The 23,172-nt window shown below is 67.8% G+C and carries 19 protein-coding genes; 13 read left to right on the forward strand and 6 right to left on the reverse strand.

The features are described 5' to 3' along the window. Nucleotides 1-240 precede the first annotated feature (240 nt). The 3 genes from VFU06_06815 to VFU06_06825 all read right to left on the reverse strand — a co-directional run bounded on the left by VFU06_06815 (nucleotide 241) and on the right by VFU06_06825 (nucleotide 4,812). Entirely contained in the window at nucleotides 241-861 is a 621-nt protein-coding gene (locus VFU06_06815; GenBank protein HEU5209105.1) for a TetR/AcrR family transcriptional regulator, read from the reverse strand. Nucleotide 862: 1 nt separating this feature from the next. Then, nucleotides 863-3,292, reverse strand: coding sequence for an ABC transporter permease (locus tag VFU06_06820; protein HEU5209106.1), 2,430 nt, complete (start codon nucleotides 3,290-3,292; stop codon nucleotides 863-865). 497 nt (nucleotides 3,293-3,789) lie between these two features. Next, complete coding sequence (locus VFU06_06825; protein HEU5209107.1) at nucleotides 3,790-4,812, reverse strand: LLM class flavin-dependent oxidoreductase; 1,023 nt, start codon at nucleotides 4,810-4,812, stop codon at nucleotides 3,790-3,792. A 102-nt stretch (nucleotides 4,813-4,914) separates the two neighbouring features. Here VFU06_06825 and VFU06_06830 point away from each other — a divergent pair, with 102 nt between their 5' ends. The 11 genes from VFU06_06830 to VFU06_06880 all read left to right on the forward strand — a co-directional run bounded on the left by VFU06_06830 (nucleotide 4,915) and on the right by VFU06_06880 (nucleotide 17,673). Continuing rightward, nucleotides 4,915-6,918, forward strand: a complete 2,004-nt coding sequence (locus VFU06_06830; GenBank protein ID HEU5209108.1) for an MDR family MFS transporter — start codon at nucleotides 4,915-4,917, stop codon at nucleotides 6,916-6,918. A gap of 15 nt (nucleotides 6,919-6,933) precedes the next feature. After that, on the forward strand, nucleotides 6,934-8,922 hold the full coding sequence (gene ftsH, locus VFU06_06835; GenBank protein ID HEU5209109.1) for an ATP-dependent zinc metalloprotease FtsH: 1,989 nt from the start codon (nucleotides 6,934-6,936) through the stop codon (nucleotides 8,920-8,922). 214 nt (nucleotides 8,923-9,136) lie between these two features. Continuing rightward, entirely contained in the window at nucleotides 9,137-9,709 is a 573-nt protein-coding gene (locus tag VFU06_06840) for an NADPH-dependent FMN reductase (GenBank protein HEU5209110.1), read from the forward strand. Nucleotides 9,710-10,272: 563 nt separating this feature from the next. After that, the gene (locus VFU06_06845) at nucleotides 10,273-10,740 is read left to right on the forward strand and encodes a MarR family transcriptional regulator (GenBank protein HEU5209111.1); all 468 of its coding nucleotides are present in this window, start codon (nucleotides 10,273-10,275) and stop codon (nucleotides 10,738-10,740) included. Between the two features lie 94 nt (nucleotides 10,741-10,834). Beyond that, complete coding sequence (locus tag VFU06_06850; protein HEU5209112.1) at nucleotides 10,835-11,356, forward strand: DoxX family protein; 522 nt, start codon at nucleotides 10,835-10,837, stop codon at nucleotides 11,354-11,356. A gap of 146 nt (nucleotides 11,357-11,502) precedes the next feature. Then, nucleotides 11,503-11,817 (forward strand): GreA/GreB family elongation factor, encoded by a 315-nt coding sequence (locus tag VFU06_06855; protein HEU5209113.1) that lies wholly within the window; start codon nucleotides 11,503-11,505, stop codon nucleotides 11,815-11,817. 132 nt (nucleotides 11,818-11,949) lie between these two features. Continuing rightward, the gene (locus VFU06_06860) at nucleotides 11,950-12,678 is read left to right on the forward strand and encodes an RNA polymerase sigma factor (protein ID HEU5209114.1); all 729 of its coding nucleotides are present in this window, start codon (nucleotides 11,950-11,952) and stop codon (nucleotides 12,676-12,678) included. Beyond that, complete coding sequence (locus VFU06_06865) at nucleotides 12,671-12,919, forward strand: anti-sigma factor (protein ID HEU5209115.1); 249 nt, start codon at nucleotides 12,671-12,673, stop codon at nucleotides 12,917-12,919. Before VFU06_06860 ends, VFU06_06865 begins: the two co-directional genes overlap by 8 nt. Nucleotides 12,920-13,086: 167 nt before the next feature. Continuing rightward, nucleotides 13,087-13,929: a hypothetical protein gene (locus VFU06_06870; protein HEU5209116.1), complete on the forward strand. Its 843-nt coding sequence runs from the start codon at nucleotides 13,087-13,089 to the stop codon at nucleotides 13,927-13,929. 170 nt (nucleotides 13,930-14,099) lie between these two features. Continuing rightward, complete coding sequence (locus VFU06_06875; GenBank protein HEU5209117.1) at nucleotides 14,100-16,568, forward strand: ABC transporter permease; 2,469 nt, start codon at nucleotides 14,100-14,102, stop codon at nucleotides 16,566-16,568. 70 nt (nucleotides 16,569-16,638) lie between these two features. Next, complete coding sequence (locus VFU06_06880) at nucleotides 16,639-17,673, forward strand: M20/M25/M40 family metallo-hydrolase (GenBank protein ID HEU5209118.1); 1,035 nt, start codon at nucleotides 16,639-16,641, stop codon at nucleotides 17,671-17,673. A 119-nt stretch (nucleotides 17,674-17,792) separates the two neighbouring features. Here the strand turns inward: VFU06_06880 and VFU06_06885 are convergent, their stop codons facing one another. Both VFU06_06885 and VFU06_06890 read right to left on the reverse strand, forming a co-directional pair. Next, complete coding sequence (locus tag VFU06_06885; GenBank protein ID HEU5209119.1) at nucleotides 17,793-18,833, reverse strand: hypothetical protein; 1,041 nt, start codon at nucleotides 18,831-18,833, stop codon at nucleotides 17,793-17,795. Between the two features lie 165 nt (nucleotides 18,834-18,998). Further along, nucleotides 18,999-20,108, reverse strand: coding sequence for a DUF4097 family beta strand repeat-containing protein (locus VFU06_06890; protein ID HEU5209120.1), 1,110 nt, complete (start codon nucleotides 20,106-20,108; stop codon nucleotides 18,999-19,001). A gap of 145 nt (nucleotides 20,109-20,253) precedes the next feature. Here VFU06_06890 and VFU06_06895 point away from each other — a divergent pair, with 145 nt between their 5' ends. Next, on the forward strand, nucleotides 20,254-20,775 hold the full coding sequence (locus tag VFU06_06895) for a pyridoxamine 5'-phosphate oxidase family protein (GenBank protein HEU5209121.1): 522 nt from the start codon (nucleotides 20,254-20,256) through the stop codon (nucleotides 20,773-20,775). A 572-nt stretch (nucleotides 20,776-21,347) separates the two neighbouring features. Here VFU06_06895 and VFU06_06900 read toward each other — a convergent pair. After that, nucleotides 21,348-22,169 (reverse strand): DUF559 domain-containing protein, encoded by an 822-nt coding sequence (locus VFU06_06900; GenBank protein HEU5209122.1) that lies wholly within the window; start codon nucleotides 22,167-22,169, stop codon nucleotides 21,348-21,350. Nucleotides 22,170-22,670: 501 nt separating this feature from the next. Between VFU06_06900 and VFU06_06905 the strand changes: the two genes are divergently transcribed. After that, a partial coding sequence (locus VFU06_06905; protein ID HEU5209123.1) for a protein kinase occupies nucleotides 22,671-23,172 on the forward strand: 502 nt, incomplete at its 3' end.

Below are 23,172 nucleotides of genomic sequence, written 5' to 3' on the forward strand. Positions count from 1 at the left end.
ACGAACTGGGTCCGGCTTGCTTCATTTCCTTTGAATTGCGTATCCACGCGGGCAGAGCAGAGCAGCAGAACCGCAATTCAAAAGAACGAATTCAGCCGCGCGTGGATCGTCGGCGCAGCGCCCGGCAGGCCCGACCCTGCGCCTCTGCTCCTCCGCGCCTCTGCGTGAAAAGAGGCAAGCCGACACTGTGTCCACTGTGTCCACTGTGACCGCTGTGACCTCTGTGTGAACCGAAAGGCACTATGCCGCCCGCAGACGCAGCGTGTCGAGGAACCCCGCAAGCGTAGTCAGATTCGATCGCAGCAGCTCGACGCTGCGAGCATTCTTTGCCATGCCGAAGGATCCTTCGATCGCCGCGACGAGCAGGCGTGCGACGGCGCGGGCGTCCACGTCCGTGCGTACGCGGCCGGTTCGCTGTCCCCGTTCGATCGCCGCAGCGAACGCATCGGTCCACGAGTCGAGTGTGGCCGCAAGACGCACGCGGAAGCCCTCGTCGAGTGGCGACATCTCCTGCGTCAGGTTGTTCAGGGGACAGCCCAGCTCGATGCCGCCGCTCTCGAAGTCGTCCGCGCGACGACGCAGCACGGCCTGCAGCGAATCGACAGGATCCGTGTGCGCGTCGCCCAGGCCGTCGATGTACGCCTCGAGCAGCGGCGTATGAATGATCTCCTCGAGGACGGCGTAACCCAGCGTCGTCTTGTCCGGGAAATGGTGGTAGAGCGCGCCCTTGGTGGCGCCCGCCCGGTGCAGGATGGCGTCCACGCGCGCAGCCTGGAATCCGTTCAGGTGGAACTCCTGGAAGGCGGCCTCCAGGATGCGCCGGCGTGTCTCGTCCGGGGCGCGCGTACGGCGTTCCTTCACTTCATGTCTCCTTGCGGATTGCGACGAGCGGATCCACGCGCGCCGCGCGCACCGCCGGCACACCGGCCGCAATCAGCCCGACGGTGATCATGACGAGGGTCACGAGCGCGAGCGTCCAGGGATCGCTCGGTGCGACGCCGAACAGCATGCCGTCGAGCAGTCGCGCCACGATCAGTGAGCCGAGCAGGCCGAGCGTCGTGCCCATCGCGAGCAGCAGTGCGCCGTCACCGAGCACCATCCCGAGCACGCGAGCGGGTGCCGCGCCCAGGCTCATGCGGATCCCGATTTCCGCCGTCCGCTGGCTGATGAAGAAGGACAGCGCGCCCGCGAGTCCGACGGACGCGATCACGAGCGCCAGCATGCCGAGCGCGCCGACGAGGAACGTGTTGAGCCGTTCGGCGGCGACCGTTTCCGCGCGGATCTGCTCGAACGTCGCGACGCGCAGTACCGGCTGATCCGGCGCCAGCTCGCTCGCGATCTGCTGCACACGCGGCGCGAGCGCCGAGGCGCCGTTCGCACGGATCACGAACGCACCGGGGAAGTAGCCGATGTCGTTCTGAGTCAGAGGCTGGTACATGACGAGCGGCGGAGCCGCGTCCGGACCGTCGTCGCGGGTGTTGCTGACCACGCCGACCACCGTCTTCCACCGCTCGGTCATTCCGATCGCGGGGAGAACCTGGCCTGTCCACGAGACGTAGCGACCGAGCGGATCCTCATCCCCGAACAGCCGCTCCGCGAGCGCCTGGTTCAGGATCGCCACCGGACCGCTGTCCACCCGGTCCGTGTCGTCGAATGCACGGCCGCGCAGCACCTGCATGCCGGCCGCCTCGAAGAACTCCGGTGTCGCCGTGCGATACTCCGCCATCGGAACCGGTACGCCGGGCTCCGGTGGCCGCCCTTCCGCCATGATCTCCAGCTTCAGCTCGTTCCTGCGCAGCGGCACGCTGAGCCCCACACCGACCGCATGCACACCGGGCAGCGCTTCGATACGGCGCTGCATCTCGTGCTGCAGCGCCACGATCTCGGCGGCGCTCTGCCCCTCGTGGTCCGCAGGTACCTCGAGCGTCAGCGTGTTCTCCATCCGGACACCCAGGTCCACCGAGTTCAGCTTCACCAGCGTGCGCGCGAGCAGCCCCGCCGCCGTCAATACCGTCACGCTGGCCGCCACCTGCGCCACGATCAGCCCGCGCTGCAGACCCTGCCTGCTGCCCGTCGTGCGCGAGCCCGAGCGCGTGAGCATCGCACCGGCCGCCTCCCGGAAGTGCAGCCCCGGCATGAACGCGAACACCAGAGCAGCAAGGCCAGCCACCAGCACGGTGAACAGAAGTACGCCGCCATCGAGCCGGATTTCGCTCGCACGTGCGGTGTACCGCCCCGCAAAGCCGACCAGGAGGTCCAGCCCCACCCACGCGAGCACGACCCCGAACACCGCACCCAGCAGCGCCAGCACGCCCGTCTCCGCCAGCAGGATGCGACGCAGGGCCCACCGGTTCGCGCCCATCGCCCAGCGCACGGCGAACTCGCGATCCCGCTGCATGTTTCGCGTCAGCACCAGGTTCGCCACGTTGGCGCACGTCGTCAGCAGGACCAGGCCGGCCGCAGCCATGAGCAGCCACAACGCAAAGCGCGCCTGCGACGTCAGCGCCTCACGAAGCGGCGTGACACTCACGGCATAGCCCGCCGCCGCGTCGTAGTTCTCCGGGTACTCGTCGTACATGCGCGCAGCCACGCGGTCCACTTCGACCTGCGCGTCCTCGACGTCAGAACCGGGTGCAAGGCGCGCGAACACGTCCGTCATCCGGTGCGACCGGCCATGCACCATCGTCGCATCCAGGTGATGCGGACTCGTCACCAGGTTCACGAACACGTCCGTTGCGCCGGGGAACGGCGGCGCCGGCTCCAGCACACCCACCACCGTGACCGACCGCCCGTTCATGCGGAAGGCACGACCGATGACCGAAGGATCCCCGCCGAAGGCGCGCTGCCAGTAGCCGTGCGTCAGCATCATCACCGGCTCCGCGCCGGCCCCGTCGTCCGCGGCACCGAACGTCCGCCCCAGCACGGCACCGAGACCCACCACGTCGAAGTAGTTGCCGCTCACGATCCCCGCCTGTACCTGCACCGGACGGCCGGAGCCGAGCATCGTGAAGGGCATGGCCGAAAACTCCGCGAAGCCCGTGAGCGTCCGCATCGACTCGCGCAGGTCGACGATCTCCGGCACCGAGAACTTCACGTCCGACATCCCCGACTGCGCCGCGGAATGCTGCAGGTAGACCAGCGTCGCATCGTCCTCGTGCGGCAGCGGCCGCAGCAGCACCCCCCGGAACACACTGAAGATCGCCGTGTTCGCACCGATCCCGAGTCCGAGCACGATTACCACCAGCGCAGCAAAGCCCGGCGACTTCAGCAGCGACCGTATCGCGTAGCGCATGTTTCCCTGCCCTCCCCTTCGGTTCTCGAAACCGCATCCCCGTCCGCGCAACAGACCGACCGGTCGGTATATGTGGCCGCGGCGGCCGGTCCCGCAACCGCTGCGGGGCATCCACGACCATCAGACTGACGGATATTGGCGGGTGGATCGGTCGTTTTTTCACACACGGGTGGATCGGTCGTTTTTTCACACAGAGGTCACAGCGGATCACGGGGGATGCACGGACGTGCTCGTTTTCACGCAGAGCCGCGGAGGGGCAGAGGCGCAGGTGCTTTCGGATACGCGAAAGCACCACGCCCATCTGCTTCACGTTTCAGTTTGCCGGACAGCCGGGCAGAGCAGGAGCAACGGAACCGCAACCAGAGTGCAACGCTGCCGGACGAGGATGCTGCGGCATGACGAGTGAGCCTGCGCCCTGCGTCTCTGCTCCTCCGAGAGGATGCCGTTCACTCTGTGTCCGCAGTGCCCACTGTGACCTCCGTGTGAACCGCGGCGGACTAGGCTTCCCGCAACGCAACCGGCTCTTCCTGCCAGGCCCGCATGAGCAGCTCGTACGACCGTGCCCGTGCAGCGTGCGCGTGCACCATGGTCGTGATCATCAGCTCGCTGGCGCCGGTCTCTTCGACCAGGGCGTCCAGCTGGGGCACGACGGTGGCCGGGGAGCCGACGATGTGACGCGCGCGGTTCTCGCGCACGAATGCGCGCTCGACGTCGTCGTACGGGTACATGGCGGCTTCCTCGGGGGTGGGCACCGGCCCGAACTGCTGGCGGCGGAAGCGCAGCCAGCTCAGGTCGAGCGAGCTGGCGAGGAACTCGGCTTCCTCGTCGGTCGGCGCGCACACCACCGAGACGGCGAGGATCGCGTGCGGCTCGGGGAACTGGTCAGAAGGCTGGAACGCTTCACGGTAGGCCCGGAGCGGCGGCGCGGCCGGTGCGGGGCTGAAGTGGCGCGCGAAGCTGTAGCCCATGCCGAGCGAGCCGGCAAAGCGGGCGCTCGCGCCACTGGAGCCGAGCAGCCAGATCGGCGGCAGCGGCACGTCGGAGGGCACTGCGCGTACGCCGTGGAACGGATGGTCGGCGGGTGCGTCACCACGCGACAGCGTCAGCAGCTCCTGGAGCTGAGCCGGGAACTGCTCGGCGTCGAACGGGCGCATGGCGGCCATGGCCGCGCGATCGGAGCCGGGCGCCCGGCCGATTCCGAGATCGATCCGGTCCGGGTGCAGCGCCTCCAGCGTGTGGAACGCCTCGGCGATCCGGAGCGGCGCATGGTTCGGCAGCATGATGCCCCCCGAGCCCACGCGGATCGTCTCCGTCTGAGCTGCGATGTGCGCGATCAGGATCTCGGGCGCGGAACTCGCGATGCTCGGCATGCTGTGATGCTCCGCGAACCAGTGGCGCACATAGCCGAGCCGCTCGGCGCGCTGCGCGAGGTCGACGGAGTTGATCAGCGTCTGTGTCGCGGAAAAGCCGGCACCGATATGTGCAAGGTCCAGGACGGACAGTGGAACTCGTGTCATCATTCCTTCCATGAAGCTCGACGATCCAGAACGTACCCCGCGAAAGAGATGTGATCCATTCCGGCGCCGTTGCGTCAGCCCATCCGATCCGCGAGCGTCCCGGGCATGTCTTCGAACGCGGTGAGTATGCCTGGCGCGCCGCTGCCGCGTCGCCAGGTCCTCGTGATCTTCAGCGGGCTGCTGCTCGCGATGCTGCTGGCGGCGCTCGACTCCACGATCGTCGCGACCGCACTTCCCACGATCGTCGGCGAGCTGGGCGGGCTGGACCGGCTGGGGTGGGTCGTCACGGCATACCTGCTCGCGCAGACGGTCGTGACGCCGCTGTACGGCAAGCTCGGCGACCTGTACGGCCGCAAGGTCGTGCTGCAGTCTGCAGTCGTGCTGTTCCTGCTGGGCTCCGTGCTGTGCGGCATGGCGAACAGCATGATGCAGCTCATCCTGTTCCGCGCGATCCAGGGGCTGGGTGGCGGCGGGCTGATGGTGACGTCGCAGGCAGTGGTCGGCGACATCGTGCCGCCGCGCGAGCGCGGCCGCTATCAGGGCATCTTCGGCGCGGTCTTCGGTCTTTCCAGCATCGCCGGCCCGCTGCTCGGCGGCTACTTCACGACGCACCTGTCCTGGCGCTGGATCTTCTACATCAACCTGCCGCTCGGGCTCGTTGCACTGCTCGTGATCGCCGCGGTGCTGCCGCGTCGCACGGTGCGCGTGCAGCACGCAATCGACTACCTGGGAGCCGGCCTGCTCGCGCTCGCACTGAGCGCGCTCGTGCTGTTCACCGACCTCGGCGGCATCACGCTGCCATGGACGTCGACACCGATGCTCGCGCTGATCGGCAGCGGCCTGCTGCTCCTCGGCGCATTCGTGTTCGTCGAGAAGCGTGCGCGCGAGCCGGTGCTCCCGCTCCGCCTGTTCCGCGACCGCACCTTCACGCTGACGTCGGGCATCGGCCTGATCGTCGGCTTCGCGATGTTCGGCTCCGTCACCTACATCCCGCTGTTCCTGCAGGTCGTGAACGGTGCAACGCCCACGGGCTCGGGGCTGCAGATGCTGCCGATGATGGGCGGCATGCTGCTGACGTCGATTTCGTCCGGTCAGCTCATCAGCCGCTGGGGACGCTACCGCGCCTTTCCCATCGCAGGCACCGCCATCATGGCGCTGGGGCTGTTCCTGCTTTCACGCATGAGTGCCGACACGAGCGTACTCACGGCTTCCATCTACATGGCCGTGCTGGGCTCCGGCATGGGCTTCGTCATGCAGGTGCTCGTGATCGCCGTGCAGAACACGGCGCCGTACGCGGACCTCGGTGTTGCGACGTCCGGCGCGACACTCTTCCGGCTGATCGGCGGCTCGCTCGGCACCGCCGTGTTCGGGGCGATCTTCGCCGGTGAGCTGGCGATGCACCTGAGCGGCGCGGGCGGCGCTACCCTGCCGGCTGGCACCGGCGTGTCGCCGCAGGTGATCGCAGAGCTGGCACCCGCCGACCGCCTGGTCTACATCACGTCGTTCACCACATCGCTAGGAACGGTGTTCGAGTTCGCGACCGGCGTGGCGCTGGTCGGCTTTCTGCTGACCTGGTTCGTTCCCGAAAAGCCGCTGCGCGAGACCGTCGGCGCGCTCGCCGAAGACATCGGCCAGGGCACGGGCGAGATCTTCCCCATGCCTGTCGACGCCCGTTCCGTCCGGCAGCTCGAGCAGTCCCTTTCGCTCATTGCGTGGCGCGACACGCGCCGCGAATACATTCGACAGGTCGTCAACCGCGCGGGCATCGACCTGTCGCCGGCGGCCGCATGGCTGCTGGTGCAGCTCGACGAGAAGCCTGGCGTACGCGTGCTCGACCACGCGCACAGCGACGCCGAGCGGGAGCGCAGGGTGCGTGCGGCGTTCGAAGAGCTGCGGGAGCGCGGACTGCTCGAGCCGGGAGCGTCGCTCGACGATGGCGCTGTCCCGAACGATGCCGGCTGCGCACTGCTCGACCGGCTGGTCGCTGCCCGACGCGAGCACCTGCAGGAGACGATCCGGGACTGGGATCCCGCGCGGCGAGCCGATGTGGCGGCCGCGATTGCACGAGTCTCGCGCGAAATGGTACCCGCGCGCGCGACGCGCCCCTGAGGCGACGGAGACCACATGGCCGACAGCGCGCAGAACCCGCAATCCCCGCGACCGGGCGAAAAGACGGACGGCGCCGGTGCGACTCCCCCCGCATCCCGCTTCCCGCGCCGCACCTGGCTGATCTTTCTGCTGATCGTGCTGTTCAATTACCTGCTGATGCGCACGTTCTTCCCGTCCACGGACACGGTGACCGTGCCGTACACGCTGTTCCGCGCGCAGGTGGACAGCGGCAACGTGGAAACCGTGTTCAGTCGCGGCGACCGCATCAGCGGCCGCTTCGAATCTCCCGTGCGCTTCCCCGCCGAGCCGGATACCATCCGGAACGTCGAGCCGCGCAACGTCAGGGACTTCGAGACCACGCTGCCCACGTTCCTCGACCCGGGGCTCGAGGCACTGCTCATCACCAACGGTGTCGAGATCAGTGCGGAGCCGATCCAGGAGGGCAACACCTGGCTTACGCTGCTCTTCAGCTTTGCGCCGGCACTGCTGCTGATCGGGCTGTACGTCTGGTTCCTCCGGCGCGCGGCACGACAGGGTGGCGGCATCGGCGGTGCGATGATGGGGATGGGCAAGAGCACTGCGCGCCGATTCGACAGTGAGCAGGACACCAAGGTCACGTTCGAAGATGTCGCCGGCATCGATGAGGCCGAGAACGAGCTGATCGAGATCGTCGACTTCCTGAAGGACCCGCAGAAGTACACGCGGCTTGGCGGCACCGCGCCCAAGGGCGTGCTGCTCGTCGGCTCGCCGGGGACCGGCAAAACGCTGCTCGCGCGCGCTGTCGCCGGAGAGGCGGGCGTGCCGTTCTTCTCGATGAGCGCGTCGGAATTCGTCGAGATGATCGTCGGCGTAGGCGCGGCGCGTGTGCGCGACCTGTTCAAGCAGGCACGCGAGCACGCACCCGCAATCATCTTCATCGACGAGCTGGACGCGATCGGCCGCGCGCGCGGCCAGGTCGCGATCGGCGGCTCCAGCGAGCAGGAACAGACGCTGAACCAGCTGCTCAGCGAGATGGACGGCTTTTCCAGCCGCGAGGGCATCATCGTCCTCGCCGCGACCAACCAGCCGGACGTGCTCGACAAGGCACTGCTGCGTGCAGGACGGTTCGACCGGCGCGTCATCGTGAATCCACCCGACCTCGTCGGCCGCAAGGCGATCCTCGAGGTACACACACGCGACGTCCCGCTTGGAGACGACGTCGACCTCCTCGAGATCGCGAGCAGCACACCCGGCCTCGTCGGCGCAGACCTGCGCAACCTGGTCAATGAGGCGGCGCTCCTCGCCGCACGGCGCGAGCAGGACGTCGTGCACGCGAAGGACTTCATGGACGCGCTCGAAAAGATCGTGCTGGGGCCCGAGCGGCCGCTGCTGCTCAGCCGCAAGGACCGCGAGCGCATCGCCTACCACGAGGGCGGCCACGCAATTCTCGGACTGGTCGTCGAAGGCGCGGATCCGGTGCGTCGCGTCTCCATCGTGCCGCGCGGGCAGGCGCTGGGCGTCACGTACCAGCGCCCGGACGCCGATCGCTACAACTATCCGGAGAGCTACCTGCGCGCCCGCATCATCGGCGCACTCGGCGGACGCGCCGCGGAAGAGCTCGTGTACGGCACTAAAACGACAGGCGCAGAAAACGACATCGAGCAGATCACTTCACTCGCCCGCAGCATGGTCACGCGCTGGGGCATGAGCGAGGCGCTCGGCATGGTGCAGCTCGCGCCACGCGAGAACCGCTATCTGGGCGTGGCGGGCATGGACGGCAGACAGTTCAGTGAAGCGACCGGCGAGAAGATCGACGAAGAAGTGCGTCGCATCATCCAGGAGTGCCACGACGAGGCGATCCGACTGCTGCAGGCGCACCGCCCGGAGCTGGATGCGCTGGCAAAGGCGCTGCTCGAGCGTGAGACGCTGGATGAGCAGCAGATCCTGGACGTTACAGGGTTGAGGAAGGATGCGGTGGAAGTGCGGAACGGCCGCGCGACAGGACAGGGCGGCCCGATCGGGTGACCTGCGCACCGGGTACGCATCGGCACATGCTCGCCGCGCGGACGCGCGCAGCGAGCAATCCGAAGCCATGGGCGAATGAGGAGTCGGTTCGCGATCGGCGAATGCCTTGCACGCTGGCGGCACCGCTCACTGGCACAGACATCGCAACGCTGCTGTGGTCATGCGGCCTGCAGCAATCGCAGGCACGGTTACTCGCAGGATCGGAGCAGCAGAAATGACCAGTTTCAAGGTTGGCTACCTGGTTGGCAGCCTGGCAACGGAATCGATCAACCGCAAGCTGTCACGCGCACTCGTTCGACTCGCACCGAAGAACCTCGAGATGAACGAGATCGGCTATGCCGACCTCCCGCTCTACAGCTACGACTTCGATCCCGACTACCCGCAGGTCGCACGCGACTTCAAGCAGGCAATCACGTCCTCCGATGCGATCCTCTTCATTACGCCGGAGTACAACCGCTCCGTGCCGGGCGCGCTCAAGAACGCGATCGACTGGGCGAGCCGGCCGTACGGTCAGAACGCGTTCACTCGCAAACCGTCCGCCGTCATTGGCGCCTCCATCGGCCAGATCGGCACCGCTGTAGGCCAGCAGCACCTGCGCAGCATCCTCAGCTTCTGCAACTCGCCCCAGATGAACGCACCCGAGGCATACATCCACTTCACGCCGGGTCTCGTCGACGACGAGGGAAATGTTTCGGTCGAGTCGACCGAGCAGTTCCTGCGCGATTTCATGCAGGCCTTCGAACAGTTCATCGAGCGCGTGTACACGGTGCTGCCGCGCAACGAGTGAGATGCGGTGCCGGATGCTGGAACGGTGTTGCAGCCGGACCGGATCGGCCGACGTCGTCGCCGGAAATGTCACAATAGCCTGTTGCCGCGCCGGCAACTGCAACGTTTCCGGCGCCTGGCGCCGGGAATGTCACACTAGCCTCGGGCCACACCGGCAACTGCAACGTTTCCGGCGCCTGACGCCGGCAATGTCACACTAGCATGTGGGCCGGCGGCCAACTGCAACGTTTCCGGCACCTGGCGCCGAGAATGTCACAATTGCCTGTCGCCGCGCTGTCGACTGCAATGTTTCCGGCGCCTGACGCCGGGAATGTCACAATTGCCTGTCGCCGCGCTGTCGACTGCAACGTTTCCGGCGCCTGACGCCGGGAATGTCACACTAGCCCCGGACCGCACCGGGCAACTTCAACGTTTCCGGCCCCGCGCCGTCATATGTCGCGACCCGTACGGAGCTCCGGCGGATAGAGCGGTCCCGGCAGCACGCCCCGGAATGCTCATCCCCCCTCATCTTCCCCGCGAACTCCTCCCCTTGCCAATACGTGTTAGAACACATATATTCCTGCCATGTCACCCGACCTGCGCAGCGAGATCAGGCAGTCCAGGCCCTTCAGCAGCCCGGAACAGGAGGCGTTCCTGAGCATCGGACGCACCTGGGCGGTGCTGGAGCACATGTTTTCGGAGGCGCTCAGGCCGTACGGCATCACCGCGACGCAGTACAACGTCCTGCGGATCCTGCGAGGAGCGGGCGAGCGCGGCCTGTGCCGGGCCGAGGTCATGGAGCGCATGATCACCATGGTTCCGGACGCGACGCGGCTGCTGGACCGGATGGAGGCCGCGGGACTGATCGAACGGCAGCGGAGCAGTGAGGATCGGCGCTTTGTGACGACCCGGATCACCGGACAGGGCGTCGCGCTGCTGGACGAGCTGGAGAAACCTGTCCGGGAACTCCACCGCCGGCATCTGGGCGGACTCGAGGAGTCTGAGCTGCGCGAGCTGATCAACCTGCTCACGCGGGTGCGCGAGGGCGCCTGACGGGCAGTCTGGTTGTTTTTTTTCGTAATTACCTGTTATCACACCCAGTGTCGACACATGGATCGCACTGGACCCACGAGGATCGGAGACGACGATGAGCACGATTGCACGCGATACGGCAGCGAGCACGGGCAGTGCGGCGGCAACGGGAGTGAGCGGAGCCGTTACAGCGGACACGGGAGCGGCAGTGACGCGCGCGGCCATCGGGCTCGCGGTGCTGCGCGTGGTACTGGGTATCGTCTTTGCCGCGCACGGTGCGCAGAAGCTGTTCCAGATGGGGATTCCGGGTCTGACGGAAGGCTTCGCGGCGATGGGTGTGCCACTGGCCGGGGTGGCTGCGCCCGCGGTCGCGCTGCTCGAGTTCGTCGGCGGGCTCGCGCTGATCGCCGGGCTGTTCGTAGCGCCGATCGCCCTGGGACTCACCGTCGTGATGGTGGGCGCACTGTTCCTCGTGCACCTGCCGGCAGGGTTCTTCCTGCCGAACGGGTACGAGTTCGTGCTGACGCTGGGTGCAGGTGCGGTGGCGCTGGCGCTGGCGGGCCCGGGCGCCTGGTCGCTGGACGGGCTGCTGGCGCGGCGACGCGCCGCGAAGCAGGCGGAAGGACGTCGCCTGTAGGCGAGGCGGCCCCAGCTTCGCGTTGGTCGCCAACGCTGTAACGTTCCGCTTCCCGGCGGGACTGTAGCAGGAACGATGACGGCAGATGAGCGGCCGGAGGAACCCTCCTCCGGCCGCTCACGCGCGTCACTGTCGGGAGAGTTGCCATGAGGACACGGACATTCGCGGTGGATCGGGCGCGGCTTGCGCGGTTCGCGGGTGATGGTGCGAGTTCCGGCGCTACACTGTCGGTGCTGGATCTCGACACGGGTGAGGAGGCGAAGTACACGCTGATGTCGGGCGAGCGCGTGGACATCGATGCCGGGCATGTCTCGCTGGACTCGCCCGTCGGCCAGGCGTTGTTCGGTGCGACGGCCGGTGCGGTGGTTACGGTCGAGACGCCGCAGCGCACGCGTCGGCTGCGTGTGCTGGCGGTAACGACGCCGCAGAGCGAGGCACCGGAGCCGCCGCCTGCAGCATGAGTGGGCTCCGGCCGCGCGTTGATAATGCGCGGAGGCAGGGCCATCATTGTTCGTGGATGCGAACGGCCGTGCGCGGAGATTTCCGCGGGCGGCCTTTCGCGCGTAATGCGTCCCCGGGACGAAGGAGTGCCAGTGAGCCAGGCCATCGACAGCCAGCGTACGCCCGAGGCGCGGGTCGGCATGCTGTCCAACGCGAGTCTCCCTCCGCCCGCAGCGGATGCAGGTGCTGCCCGCCCTGCTGCAGGTTCCGAGGACGAACTGTTGTTGCGCGCCCTGCGTGACCGCGACGAATCCGCTTTCGTGCGCGTTCTCGATCTCTATTACGGCCCCATGCTCCGCCTGGCGATGACGCACGTGCGCTCGAGCGCAACGGCGGAGGAAGTCGTGCAGGATACGTGGCTCGCCGCACTGCGCGGGATCGGCAGATTCGAGGGTCGTTCCTCGGTACGCACCTGGCTGTTCCGCATTCTGCGCAACATCGCGCGCACGCGCGGCCAGCGGGATGCGCGGCTGCACCTGTTCTCCGACGTGCAGCCGACCTCGCCTGAGTCGCGCGACGGCTCCCGGCAGGAGCAGACCGTGTCGGAGGCGCTCTGGACCAGGCCGCGCCAGGATCCCGAGTCCGCCCTGATGTCACGGGAGCTGCGCGCGCGGATCGATGCAGCGATTGCGACGCTGACGCCGCGACAGCGGGAGGTCATCGTGCTCCGCGACATCCAGGAATGGACGACGGACGAGGTGTGTAACGCGATGGGGATCACGCAGACAAATCAGAGAGTGCTGCTGCACCGGGCACGCGAGCGCGTGCGCGCCGCGCTCCGACCATGGGTTGACGAGGACATGGAACACGAGGATGTCTGACAGCATGGATTGCAGTGACATCGACGAGCTGGTCGACGCCTGGCTTGACGACGCCCTGCCGCCGCTCGAACGGCAGGGATTCGACGCTCACCTGGCCACGTGCGAGGCCTGTCGCACGACCGCACTGGAGCAACACTGCACGCGCCAGCGCAGCCCTGGCCCTCCGGACTTTCCCATGCCGGCGTTGATGAAGCGCCGGCTTGTGCAGGAGCTCCGGGAGCTCGGGCAACACCACGCCTGAACGTACACCTGCAGAACCACGCACCGTCGTCGACATCCTCGTTCAGGAGGTCGCAACGGGCACGCGCGCTCGGCGAGTAACGCTTTCGATCATCCGCGGACCGTAAGGTCGCAATGTCGGGACATTGCGGTGCGGGACGGTGATCACAGGAGCGAGGAGCGTATTCGATGAGCAGGACGGTTCTGGCACTGACGGATCTCACGGCCCGTTCCGACGCTGCGCTCGCGTGGGCGGACTCGGTCGCTGCAGCGTGCGGCTGGAGCCTGCACGTCGCGCACGCCGTGGAGCTGGCGGATCGAGAGCTCGCCCGCACGGGAGACGACCTGCACCGCGTACACCATGCGATCGTCACGGCGGATGCCGCTGCCCGCGCGCAGCTGCAGCGCACGCTGGGTGAGCGGGCTGCGCTCACGGAGCGCGTCATCGATCTCGACGGCGCCTGGCCGGCCATGCAGCGGCGTGCCGCCGTGCTGCAGCCGGCATTGATGGTGCTTCCGCGTGTTGTGCTCTCCGCCGATGATGCGTTCGACAGCGCACTCAGCAAGGACCACGCACTGGCGCAGATCCGGTGCGACGTGCTGCTCGTCGACGATTCCGCACCCTCGGACGCGCGGCACATGGTGGCGATCCTCCACCAGGTCACGCTGGACGCGCGGACGATCCAGTGTGCCGGCCGCTGGAGCCACATCCTGAAGCACGCGATCGCCAGCAGCAGCATCGCCTCGACGCCCGCACTGGAGCTCGTCCTGCTGGCCGACGACGGCTCCCTGCCCACGGCGCTGCAGGAGCCGGCACCCGACCTGGTCATCATTCCCGGCACACTGCTGTCGCGCGACGAACCCGATGGCTCCATGCTGTGGTCGCTGCGGAAGATGCTGCGCGAGACCTCGGCACCGGTGCTCGTGCTGCGCGGCGAGCCGCAGGTGCAGCCAGGCCTCACGGGGCTGCTCGCACGGCTGGAGCGGCAGCGCACAGGAGCGGCCGTCGAGCACCTGCCCCTCATGGCGTAGCGTCCCGCCCGGCGCTACGATCGTCGCAGGACGTATCTGCAGGGAACCCGCACGCCTGGCGCAGGGTCACCGGTGCCGTCGGCACCGCCCGCCCTCCCGCTGAAACCATCGAGCGTGCTGGTTCGTCCAAGAGGAAGCTTCACCGGCACTCATCGCACCCCGAGGCGGGCATGCACCTCCTGCACGACGCGCGGCTGGCCCTTCGCTCCCTGCGGCGCTCTCCCCTGTTCACCATGGCTGCCGTCCTGACGCTCGGGCTCGGCATCGGCGCAACCGTAGCGATCTACTCGGTCGTGAAACGGGTGGTCATCGAGCCCATGCCGTATCCCGACGGGGAGCGGCTCGTTCGGCTGTACAGCGAAACGACGGAAGGCACGTGGGGGCTGTCGCGCGCACAGTGGGTGCTGTACCGCGATGCGGCGCGGACGATCGAGGAGCTGGCCGGATACGATTTCGGCCAGGTGACTCTGCAGGGTGCGGCGGGGCCGGAACGCGCGGGAGTGTGGAGCGGCACGGCGTCGCTCTTCCGCATGCTCGGTTCGAGCGCGGTGGCCGGCCGGCTGATCGACGAGACCGACGACGACTACGGCGCTCCCAGGGTCGCAGTGCTGTCATCGGGGTACTGGCAGCGCGCCTACGGGAGTGATCCGGGCGTGATCGGGCGGACGCTCATGATCGACGAGGAGCCGGTCGAGATCGTCGGCGTGATGGCGCCGCTCGAGGAGCTGCCCGAGCAGGTCCCGCCCACCCTGCAGCCCGATGTCTGGCTGCCGCTGCAGCTCAACCTGTCCGGCCAGTTCTGGAACAGCCACATGGAGTTCCGCACGATCGCCCGGCTCGCGGCCGGCGCAACGCCGGAGGACGCATCACGCGAGCTGGCCGGATTCAATCCGCGCCTCATCGAGACCTTCCCGGATGCGTACAGCCGCGGCTTCATGGACCGCTATGCATTCCGTCCGCATGCCGTCCAGCTCAAGGACGCAGTCACGGGCGACGTCGCCCGCAACCTCTGGATCCTCCTTGCGGCCGTCGGCCTCGTCCTGCTCATCGCGTTCGGCAACGTGGCGAACCTGTTCCTGGTGCGCGCCGAGACCCGGCGTCGTGAGATCGCGCTGCGCAATGCCCTTGGTGCGGGTCGCCTGGACGTGCTGCGTCACCTGCTTTCGGAAAGCCTGGTGCTGGCCGGTGCCGGTGCGCTGCTCGGGGTGCTCTTCGCGCACTGGGTGGTGCGGTGGGTCGCCGCAGCAGCGCCCACCGGTATTCCGCGACTCGGTGCGGCAGGGCTCGACGCGGGCGTCGTGCTGTTCGCGGCGGTGCTCGCACTCGTATCTGCTGGCGTGCTCGCGCTGCTCGCGCACGCGCACCAGGCCGGCGGTGTGCGCAGCTTCAGCGCGCTCACGGAGGGAGGCCGCTCCGCAACGGTCGGGCGCGAGCGCCAGCGGGTCCGTGGGGCGCTCATCATCGGACAGGTCGGCTTCGCGCTCGCACTGCTCGTCGGCGCCGGTCTGCTGCTCGAAAGCTTCGAGCGACTGCGTCGGGTGGATCCCGGCGTGAGGCCGCAGGGGGTGCTTACCGTTTCCCTGCCCTTTTCCCCGCGGCACGACTCCTACGAAAGCCGGTGGGCATTCACCCAGGCCGTGCTCGAGCGGGTGCGTGCGCTGCCGGGGGTGGTCAGTGCCGGCATCGGGGCCGTACCACTGAGCGACAGCTACGGCTGCACGGTCCAGGCGTTCACGGACGCCGAGGTGATGCAGCGCATCAACGATTCACAGGGTACACTGTGCGCGGGGCAGAGCTCCGCAAGCGACGGCTATTTCGAGACGCTCGGCATTCCCGTTCTGGCCGGCCGCGCGCTGACCCCGCTCGATCACGCCGACCCGGATCGGGGTTCGGTCGTCGTGAGTCGCGCGTTCGCGGACAAGTTCTGGCCCGGTGAGGACGTGATCGGCAAGCAGGTTGCCCCGCAGGGTCGATCGGAGGGGCCGTACTACACGATCGTCGGCGTCGTGGGCGATGTGCACGAGTCGCTGAGCGAGCCGCCTGCAGTCGCGATCTATTACCCGCTCGTGCCGATCACGGGCACCGGCGGCCTGTACAGCAGCGGGGCGCTGATCATCCGGACGTCCAGCGACGACCCGCTCTCGTACTTTCCGGCCATCCGCGCCGCAGCGCTCGAGGTCGATCCTGCGATCCCGCTGGCCAACCCGCGCGTCATGAACCGGATCATCGCCGAGTCCATGAGCGGGCTGTCCTTCACGATGATCCTGCTCGGCAGCGCGGCCGTCGCAGCACTGCTGCTTGCAGCGGTGGGTCTGTACGGCGTGCTCGGCTACCTGGTGCAGCGGCGCACCAGCGAGATCGGTGTGCGCATTGCGCTCGGCGCGCGACCCGCACAGGTCGAACGCATGATCGTGGGTGGATCGCTGCGCCTGGTGCTCGCGGGCATCGCGCTCGGCGTCGCGATCGCCTTCGTTGCCGGCCGGCTGCTCGAGAGCATGCTGTTCGGTGTGGCACCGACGCAGCCATCAGCGTACCTCGTGGCCATCGCAGTGCTGGCACTCGTTGCAGTAGCGGCGAGCTGGATTCCGGCACGTCGTGCCGCCCACGTCGAGCCGGTCACCGCACTGCGCGCCGAGTAGGCGCGCTGCCGCCATGCAGGCTATGTTGCGGGCAGGCCGCTCTGAATCGACCGATCGAGGGAAACACCGGATGCCTGTTCGCCACCTGCTGCTGATCGCGGTTGCATGCCTGGCAGGCTGTACCGCAGCCACATCGCCGTCATCGTCGCCCGCGCAACCCGCTGTCGACGAGACGCGCGTCCGGATGCTGCTGACGTCACTCGCGCACGACAGCATGCAGGGACGCCGCGCCGGCACGGAGAGCGCCGCGCAGGCTGCCCGGTTCATCGCACAGCACATGCAGGAGATCGGGCTCACGCCGGCGGGCGACAGCGGCTACCACCAGTGGGTGCATGCCGCGCGCGTCGAGCGGAACGGGCGGCGTCGCATGGTCCTCGTCCCGGATGCTGCAGCGCTGGACACTGTCGGCACCGCCGATCACGTTTACGACGCCAACGTCGTCGGCATGATCCCCGGGGCCGACCCTGCACTGCGCGCTGAGGCCGTGGTCGTCGGGGCGCACTTCGATCACATCGGCATCATTGCACCGGTCGATGGCGATTCCATCGCCAACGGTGCGGATGACGACGCGTCGGGCGTGGTCGCCGTGCTCGAGATCGCGCGGGCGCTGCGCGCCGGCCCCGCGCCGAAGCGTACGGTCGTCTTCGTCGCGTTCGCAGGCGAGGAGGGCGGCGGGATCGGGTCGCGCGAGTACCTGGCAGATCCGGTGATTCCGCTGGAGCAGACGGTCGCGCAGTTCCAGATCGAGATGATCGGCCGCCCGGACTCGCTTGCGGGTGGACCGGGAAAGACCTGGTTGACCGGCTACGAGCGCTCCACCATGGGTGCCATGCTCGCCGACGCGGGCATCGCGATCGTGCAGGACCCGCGACCCGATCAGCGCTTCTTCATGCGCAGCGACAACTACGCGTTCGCCCGAGCCGGCATCCCCGCACACACGCTGTCGTCGTTCAACATGCACACGGATTACCACCGGGTGAGCGATGAAGTCGAGCACATCGATTTCGCGCACATGACCGCGGTGATCGAAGAGGCCATCCGCGCGGTCCGGATCCTGACGGACGGACCCCGACCGGAGTGGCTGCCCGGCATGCGACCGGAGTGAACGCGTGGTGTAACCGGCGTGACGGCGTGGCGTGACCGGAGCTGCTGCGTGGTGTGACCGGAGCTGCTGCTTGGTGTGACCGGAGTGACTGCGCGGCGTGACCGGAGCTGCCGCGGTGTTCAGGCCCGCCGTGCTTCCGCGAGCAGCGCTTCTTCCGCCATTCGCGCCAGCACCGCCTCCTCCAGCGTTTCGATCTCGCCCACGAGCAGATCGGTGAACGGATACTGCGCGCGCTCCAGTGCGGCGCGCGCAATCACCGGGAGCGTGTCTGCATGGGTGACGCCGTACAGGGCGGCATGCACCTCGGCGAACGTGTCCGGCGGCCGGGGCGCGAAACGCAACCCGGTGTGCGGCCTCTGCAGACGCTCGCCCAGCAGGTTCGTCAGCAGGGCAGCCCCGTGGAGCGGTTCTGTACCCGCCTCGATCTGCTGTTTCCACTGCACGACCAGGTCGCGCATGGACACGCCGAGCACACAGAGACCATCGTGGGTCGCTCGCACGGTTCCGGTACCAGTGCCGTCGGCCTCCCATTCGGGAGACCAGACGATCTCGGCGAACCGATCGCGCGCCGCTTCGCCGTAGAGGGCGATCCCCAGCACGATGCCGGCGTTGCAGTCCGTCGATGCAGTCTCGCCCATCGCAACCAGCACATCGAGCAGGTCCGTGCGGCCGGTTTTCACGGCGAGGGCAGGCAGGTATTCGGCAAAGAGGGACCGGTCGCGATAACTGAGAATCGTCGTCGCGATCTCTTCGCGCAGCGCGGTACACGGGAGGTGCAGCAGTCCACGCACCGCCGGCTCGCATTCCGACGTCCAGGTATCGTCGCCACGCGCGTATCTCCAGAGCATCGGCTCGGCCTGTTGCAGGCCACAGTAGCCGAACAGGTGCAGCAGGTCCTCCGGCATGCCGTCGCGCAGCATGCCATCCGCCGTTGTCGTCGAGGCGAACAGTTCCGCGGCGATGGCCTGGTCGGCGATCACCATGAGAGCGGGAACCACGTCGGCGTGAGCTTGCGGGTCCTCGCAGACCGCCTGCTGCAGCGCTCGCGCATCCTCGTGCGACCCGAGGCGACCGACGACGCGAAGGAGGACCTCCCGCTGATGCCAGTCGGAACCAGCGGAGGAGCCCTCGACCAGGTGTCGCGTTGCGTGCAGGATCATCGATGCGTTGCTCGGTGTGCCTTGCGGCATCGGCATGACGGAAACGGCGCGAGGGCATCAAACTATCAGCCGCCGGGACAGGCTCAAGCCCCGACGGCTGATCAGAATCATCGGTTCCGTTTGCCGCGCGTCAACTGCTGTTCAGTGCGTGCGGATCCCCGCGCGTCACCGGCGGACGATGCTCACTCTTCCGCTGCCGGTGTCGATCTCGATCGTGCCCCGGCCGTCGCCGAACGTCCCGCGCGCCGAGTCACGATCGCTCTCGCGCAACGTGGCCGGCACGTCGACGCTCACCCTGCTGCCCTCGATTTCGAACTCACCGCCGAAGTCCTCCGGGACGGCAACGCGGATGCTGCCGGACCCCGTGTCGACGACCAGCCGATCGACATCGCTCAACAGCTCGAGCTCGACGCCACCACTGCCCGTATCGATCTCGACGTCGCGAGCCGCCACGCCAGCCATGGTCACGGATCCCGACCCCGTGTCGACCAGCACGTCGTCGGCGCGCACGTTCTCTGCCCGCACCCGACCGGACCCCGTGTCGACGTGCAGCCGGCTGCCGCGCACCTCGGTGAGCTCCACCTGCCCCGACCCCGTATCGACGAGGAGGTCTCCCACCACCTGGTGCGCGCGGACGACGCCCGACCCGGTATCGATGCGAACGTCACCCTGCGCGTTGCGCACGTCGACCGTGCCCGAGCCGGTGTCGAGATAGAGCCGGCCGCGCGTTGCGCTGGTCTCGATGGGAGCGGCACCGACGTCGATCGTCAGATCGCCCTCGATGTTGCTCGCTACGACCGAGCCGACGCCGAGCATCACCTCCACCGAGCGTCCTGTCGGAACGAGCACGCGCAGGTCGGCGTGCGCCTCTGTACCGCGGCCCCTCGATCGGATGTTCACCCGGTCGCCTCCGCGACGGTCTCCGTAGAACGTTCCATCGCTGCGTACGCTGAGGCTCGTCCGCGACTCACCCCCGCGGTCGGCCCGGTAGACGACGTCGCCTTCCGGGTACCGGACGATCAGGGCTGCGCGGCCGTCCACCTCCCGACGTTCCACCTCCAGCCGCTGCGCGTCACGCCCGCCGCGCCGGACCTCGACGATCACGTTGTCACCGCTGCCGCGCTCCATGCGCACTGCACCGGCAAGGTTGAACACGGAAACGGCATTGCCGGAAATCGAGTAGCGCTCGACGTCCTGCGCCTGTGCGCTGCCGGCGGTCAGAACAGCGGTTGTACAGAGCAGTGTGCGACCGAGCCATGCGGTCGTGCGACCCATGAAGCCTCCAGGTTCGGGACGCAGTCCATACTGAGGATGCGCCACGGCAGTTTCACGTGGCAGCCGCCCTGTCGCAACCACGCGTGCGCGCCAGGGGTGGCATGCCTCCTGCCCTTCCGAGGGTGTCCCCTCGCAGGAGCGCACCGTGGCAGAACAGAAGAAGATCGACGAGCTGTACGACCTCATCGACGGCATCGAGATCGCGATGCTGACGACCCGCCGCGCAGACGGCCGACTCGTGTCCAGGCCCATGGCGACACAGGAGCGACAGCCCGGCGCCGACCTCTGGTTCGTGACCGACATCCACGCCCACAAAGTCGATGAGCTGGAGCAGGACCCGAACGTCAACGTCGCGTACTACCGCGATCGCACCCGGGAGTGGGTCTCCGTGAGCGGCACCGCGCGGGTCTCGCAGGATCGGGCGAAGATCCGCGAGCTGTATCGTCCCGACTGGCGCATGTGGTTCGGCAAGATCGACGATGTGCAGGACGGCGGTCCCGACGATCCGCGCCTGGCCCTGCTGCTCGTCACCGCCGACAGTGTCCATTACATGAAGAAGGAAAAGTCGACGCCCGCGGTGCTGTTCGAGATGGCCAAAGGCATGGTCACGGGTGAGCGGCCCGACATCGGAGAGGTGCGCGAGGTGGGCGGGTCGGAGCTGCGGTAACAAAGGGGGCGAGCGGGTGGCCATGCGTGAGCCGCCTACGCGGCAGCAGACTGGTGCTGTCGGCGGCGGCGGCGCGCCAGCATGCGAGCAGTCGTTCAAGGCGTGAACCGCGGCGCTCACGGTGCCATGCGTGAACCGCGACGCTCACGGTGCCATGCGTGAACCGCGACGCTCACGGTGGGTGAACCCGGCCGTTGCGAGCCGTCAAGAATGCCCAAGTGCCGTTTGTCCAATGCCTGGGGCCGACTCGACGGTCGTGCGCGCCGTGAGTGCAGCCCCATCGAGGAGCACGGATGCTGGTGGGGCCTGATTCACGGCGTATCCGGGGCTGAATCGCCGTGTTTCGCGGATCTGCCGCAGTGGGGCATGCTTCACGGCGTTGCCCTGCGGGTCACCCTCACGATCGACGCCCCTGCAACAAACGACCCGGGGCACGTTTCTACTCGCGCTCCCGTCAGGACCGATGACGCACGCCCCAGGGACGTCGCACCTCGAACCATTCTACGCCAGCACATGGACACCGACCGGCCCACCAAACGGTGTCGTGCGCCTCGCCTCCGGCGCAGCAGTTCTCATTTTCGCACGAGTGCCTGTGCCAGCCGCACCACCGTGGCGAACCTGCCTTCGGTGAGGTCCGTCCAGGTGAAGCGCAGGACCCGGTAGCCCGCCGCAGTGAGTTCCGCGTCGCGCTGGCGGTCGCCGACAAAGGACGCGTGGCTGCCGTGGAACGCGTAGCCATCCACCTCGACGACGACGCGCGAGTCCGTCCAGAGAAAATCCACTTCATACCCAAGGACACGTGTGTTGAGCACGGGCTCCGGGAGTCGTGCGGCCCTAACGATCTCGAGCAACCTGTCTTCCGCTTTGGAACGCGTGAATGCGGGCCCACGCTCTGAGCCCAGCAACTGCCGAAGCAGCGGTGCCCCTCGATGCTTCGGGTGCCGGTTAACCATCTCATGCATCTCCTGGAGGGTAACGAGCCGCATGCGCAGTGCCTTCGCGAGTGCCTGCTCGACCTCCCGGGATGTCATCGTCTCCGCGATGTCGAGCAGTGTACGTGCGGGGGTGGTGATGGGGATGCCATGCAATGTCGTAACCTCGTCCGGGCGCAGGTCACGCATACGATGCACCCGAATCCCTTCGATCCTGGGTCTCTTGCGGCGGGGCACGGTCACCTCCGGCGGAAGGTCATGGACGGCGCGGTCCATCAGTTCATGCAGGCGAGCCGCGCTGCCGTGGCTCAGCCGCGAGGTCCTGCCGGACGCAAGCACCGCGGCGGCCTCGGCGGCGCGCGGCAGTGGCAGCGGACCGACCTGGTAGACACCGCGTCGAAGGACGCACAGCCGACCTGTCTTTACCATCGAGTCGATTGTGCTGCCGGGAATGCCGCGCACCAGGAGCTGGGACCGGAGTGCGACGCCGTGCTGTGCTGCGCCTACCTCACGAAGGATCAGCTCGACGTCGGAGCGTAGCACGCGCCCCTCGCGGTGGTGATTCCGTTGCGAATGGCGGAGATCGCGATATCGCCCGCACGCAACTCAACGGTAACCGGCAGATCGGGCGGCGGAATGGCCGATTGTGCCGACCCACGTCGGCCCGGCGGACTTCCCGATGGCGCCGACCCGACGCGCGGCAGCGCAAGCATCTGATTGTGCCACGTAATGGGGTGCCGGGATGTTCGATCGCACCCGACCGGATTGCGCAGCCTGCTGCTCCGGCAGACCATTACCCACGGCAAGGTTGCGCGTACGCGCGAGGGCTGCCTAACGTAGCGGTCATCTCCTCGCGCGACATGCAGAGAGCATCCCGAACCCGATGACGACGACCTCGCGCACCGTCCGCGCATCTTCCGGCTCCCGCCCCGATGCGCCGACTCCCTTCGACGTGCCTGACCGATGAGCCGGCGTGAAGCCGAAGTGCTGTCGATGCTGGAACAGCTGCTCGACGTCGAGGACGAGCGTCGGGCCGCCCTTCTCGATGAGCTCACCGACGGGCAGCCGGATCTGCGCGCGCGCCTGGAGGAACTGCTCGAGATCGACGCCAGCTTTCATCCGTTGCTCGATGCGGATGCGCTGGACATCGACCGGGCGTTGCGCGGCGACGTCGCTCCGGCTCCCGGTGACCAACCGATACCGGGGTACCGCATCATTCGGGAGCTCGGCCGGGGGGGCATGGGCGTCGTGTACCTCGCCGAGCGCACCAATGTCGATTTTGTTCAGCAGGTCGCGATCAAGGTCATCGCCGCCGACGCGCACCAGGATATGCTCGCCGAACGGATGCGTCGCGAGCGCCGCATCCTGGCGCAGCTGCGCCATCCGAACATCGCACAGATGTACGATGGCGGCGTCACGGCGGCGGGTCGACCGTACCTGGTCATGGAGTATGTCGAGGGAGAGC

The sequence above is a fragment of the Longimicrobiales bacterium genome (assembly GCA_035764935.1).
Taxonomy (GTDB): Bacteria; Gemmatimonadota; Gemmatimonadetes; order Longimicrobiales; family RSA9; genus DASTYK01.

What these genes read in the sequence shown, in the direction of transcription:
- VFU06_06820 (HEU5209106.1), bottom strand. Translation starts at nt 3,292, where the DNA reads ATGCGCTACGCGATACGGTCGCTGCTGAAGTCGCCGGGCTTTGCTGCG.
- VFU06_06825 (HEU5209107.1), bottom strand. Translation starts at nt 4,812, where the DNA reads ATGATGACACGAGTTCCACTGTCCGTCCTGGACCTTGCACATATCGGT.
- VFU06_06830 (HEU5209108.1), top strand. Translation starts at nt 4,915, where the DNA reads ATGTCTTCGAACGCGGTGAGTATGCCTGGCGCGCCGCTGCCGCGTCGC.
- ftsH (HEU5209109.1), top strand. Translation starts at nt 6,934, where the DNA reads ATGGCCGACAGCGCGCAGAACCCGCAATCCCCGCGACCGGGCGAAAAG.
- VFU06_06840 (HEU5209110.1), top strand. Translation starts at nt 9,137, where the DNA reads ATGACCAGTTTCAAGGTTGGCTACCTGGTTGGCAGCCTGGCAACGGAA.
- VFU06_06845 (HEU5209111.1), top strand. Translation starts at nt 10,273, where the DNA reads ATGTCACCCGACCTGCGCAGCGAGATCAGGCAGTCCAGGCCCTTCAGC.
- VFU06_06850 (HEU5209112.1), top strand. Translation starts at nt 10,835, where the DNA reads ATGAGCACGATTGCACGCGATACGGCAGCGAGCACGGGCAGTGCGGCG.
- VFU06_06855 (HEU5209113.1), top strand. Translation starts at nt 11,503, where the DNA reads ATGAGGACACGGACATTCGCGGTGGATCGGGCGCGGCTTGCGCGGTTC.
- VFU06_06865 (HEU5209115.1), top strand. Translation starts at nt 12,671, where the DNA reads ATGTCTGACAGCATGGATTGCAGTGACATCGACGAGCTGGTCGACGCC.
- VFU06_06870 (HEU5209116.1), top strand. Translation starts at nt 13,087, where the DNA reads ATGAGCAGGACGGTTCTGGCACTGACGGATCTCACGGCCCGTTCCGAC.
- VFU06_06875 (HEU5209117.1), top strand. Translation starts at nt 14,100, where the DNA reads ATGCACCTCCTGCACGACGCGCGGCTGGCCCTTCGCTCCCTGCGGCGC.
- VFU06_06880 (HEU5209118.1), top strand. Translation starts at nt 16,639, where the DNA reads ATGCCTGTTCGCCACCTGCTGCTGATCGCGGTTGCATGCCTGGCAGGC.
- VFU06_06885 (HEU5209119.1), bottom strand. Translation starts at nt 18,833, where the DNA reads ATGATCCTGCACGCAACGCGACACCTGGTCGAGGGCTCCTCCGCTGGT.
- VFU06_06890 (HEU5209120.1), bottom strand. Translation starts at nt 20,108, where the DNA reads ATGGGTCGCACGACCGCATGGCTCGGTCGCACACTGCTCTGTACAACC.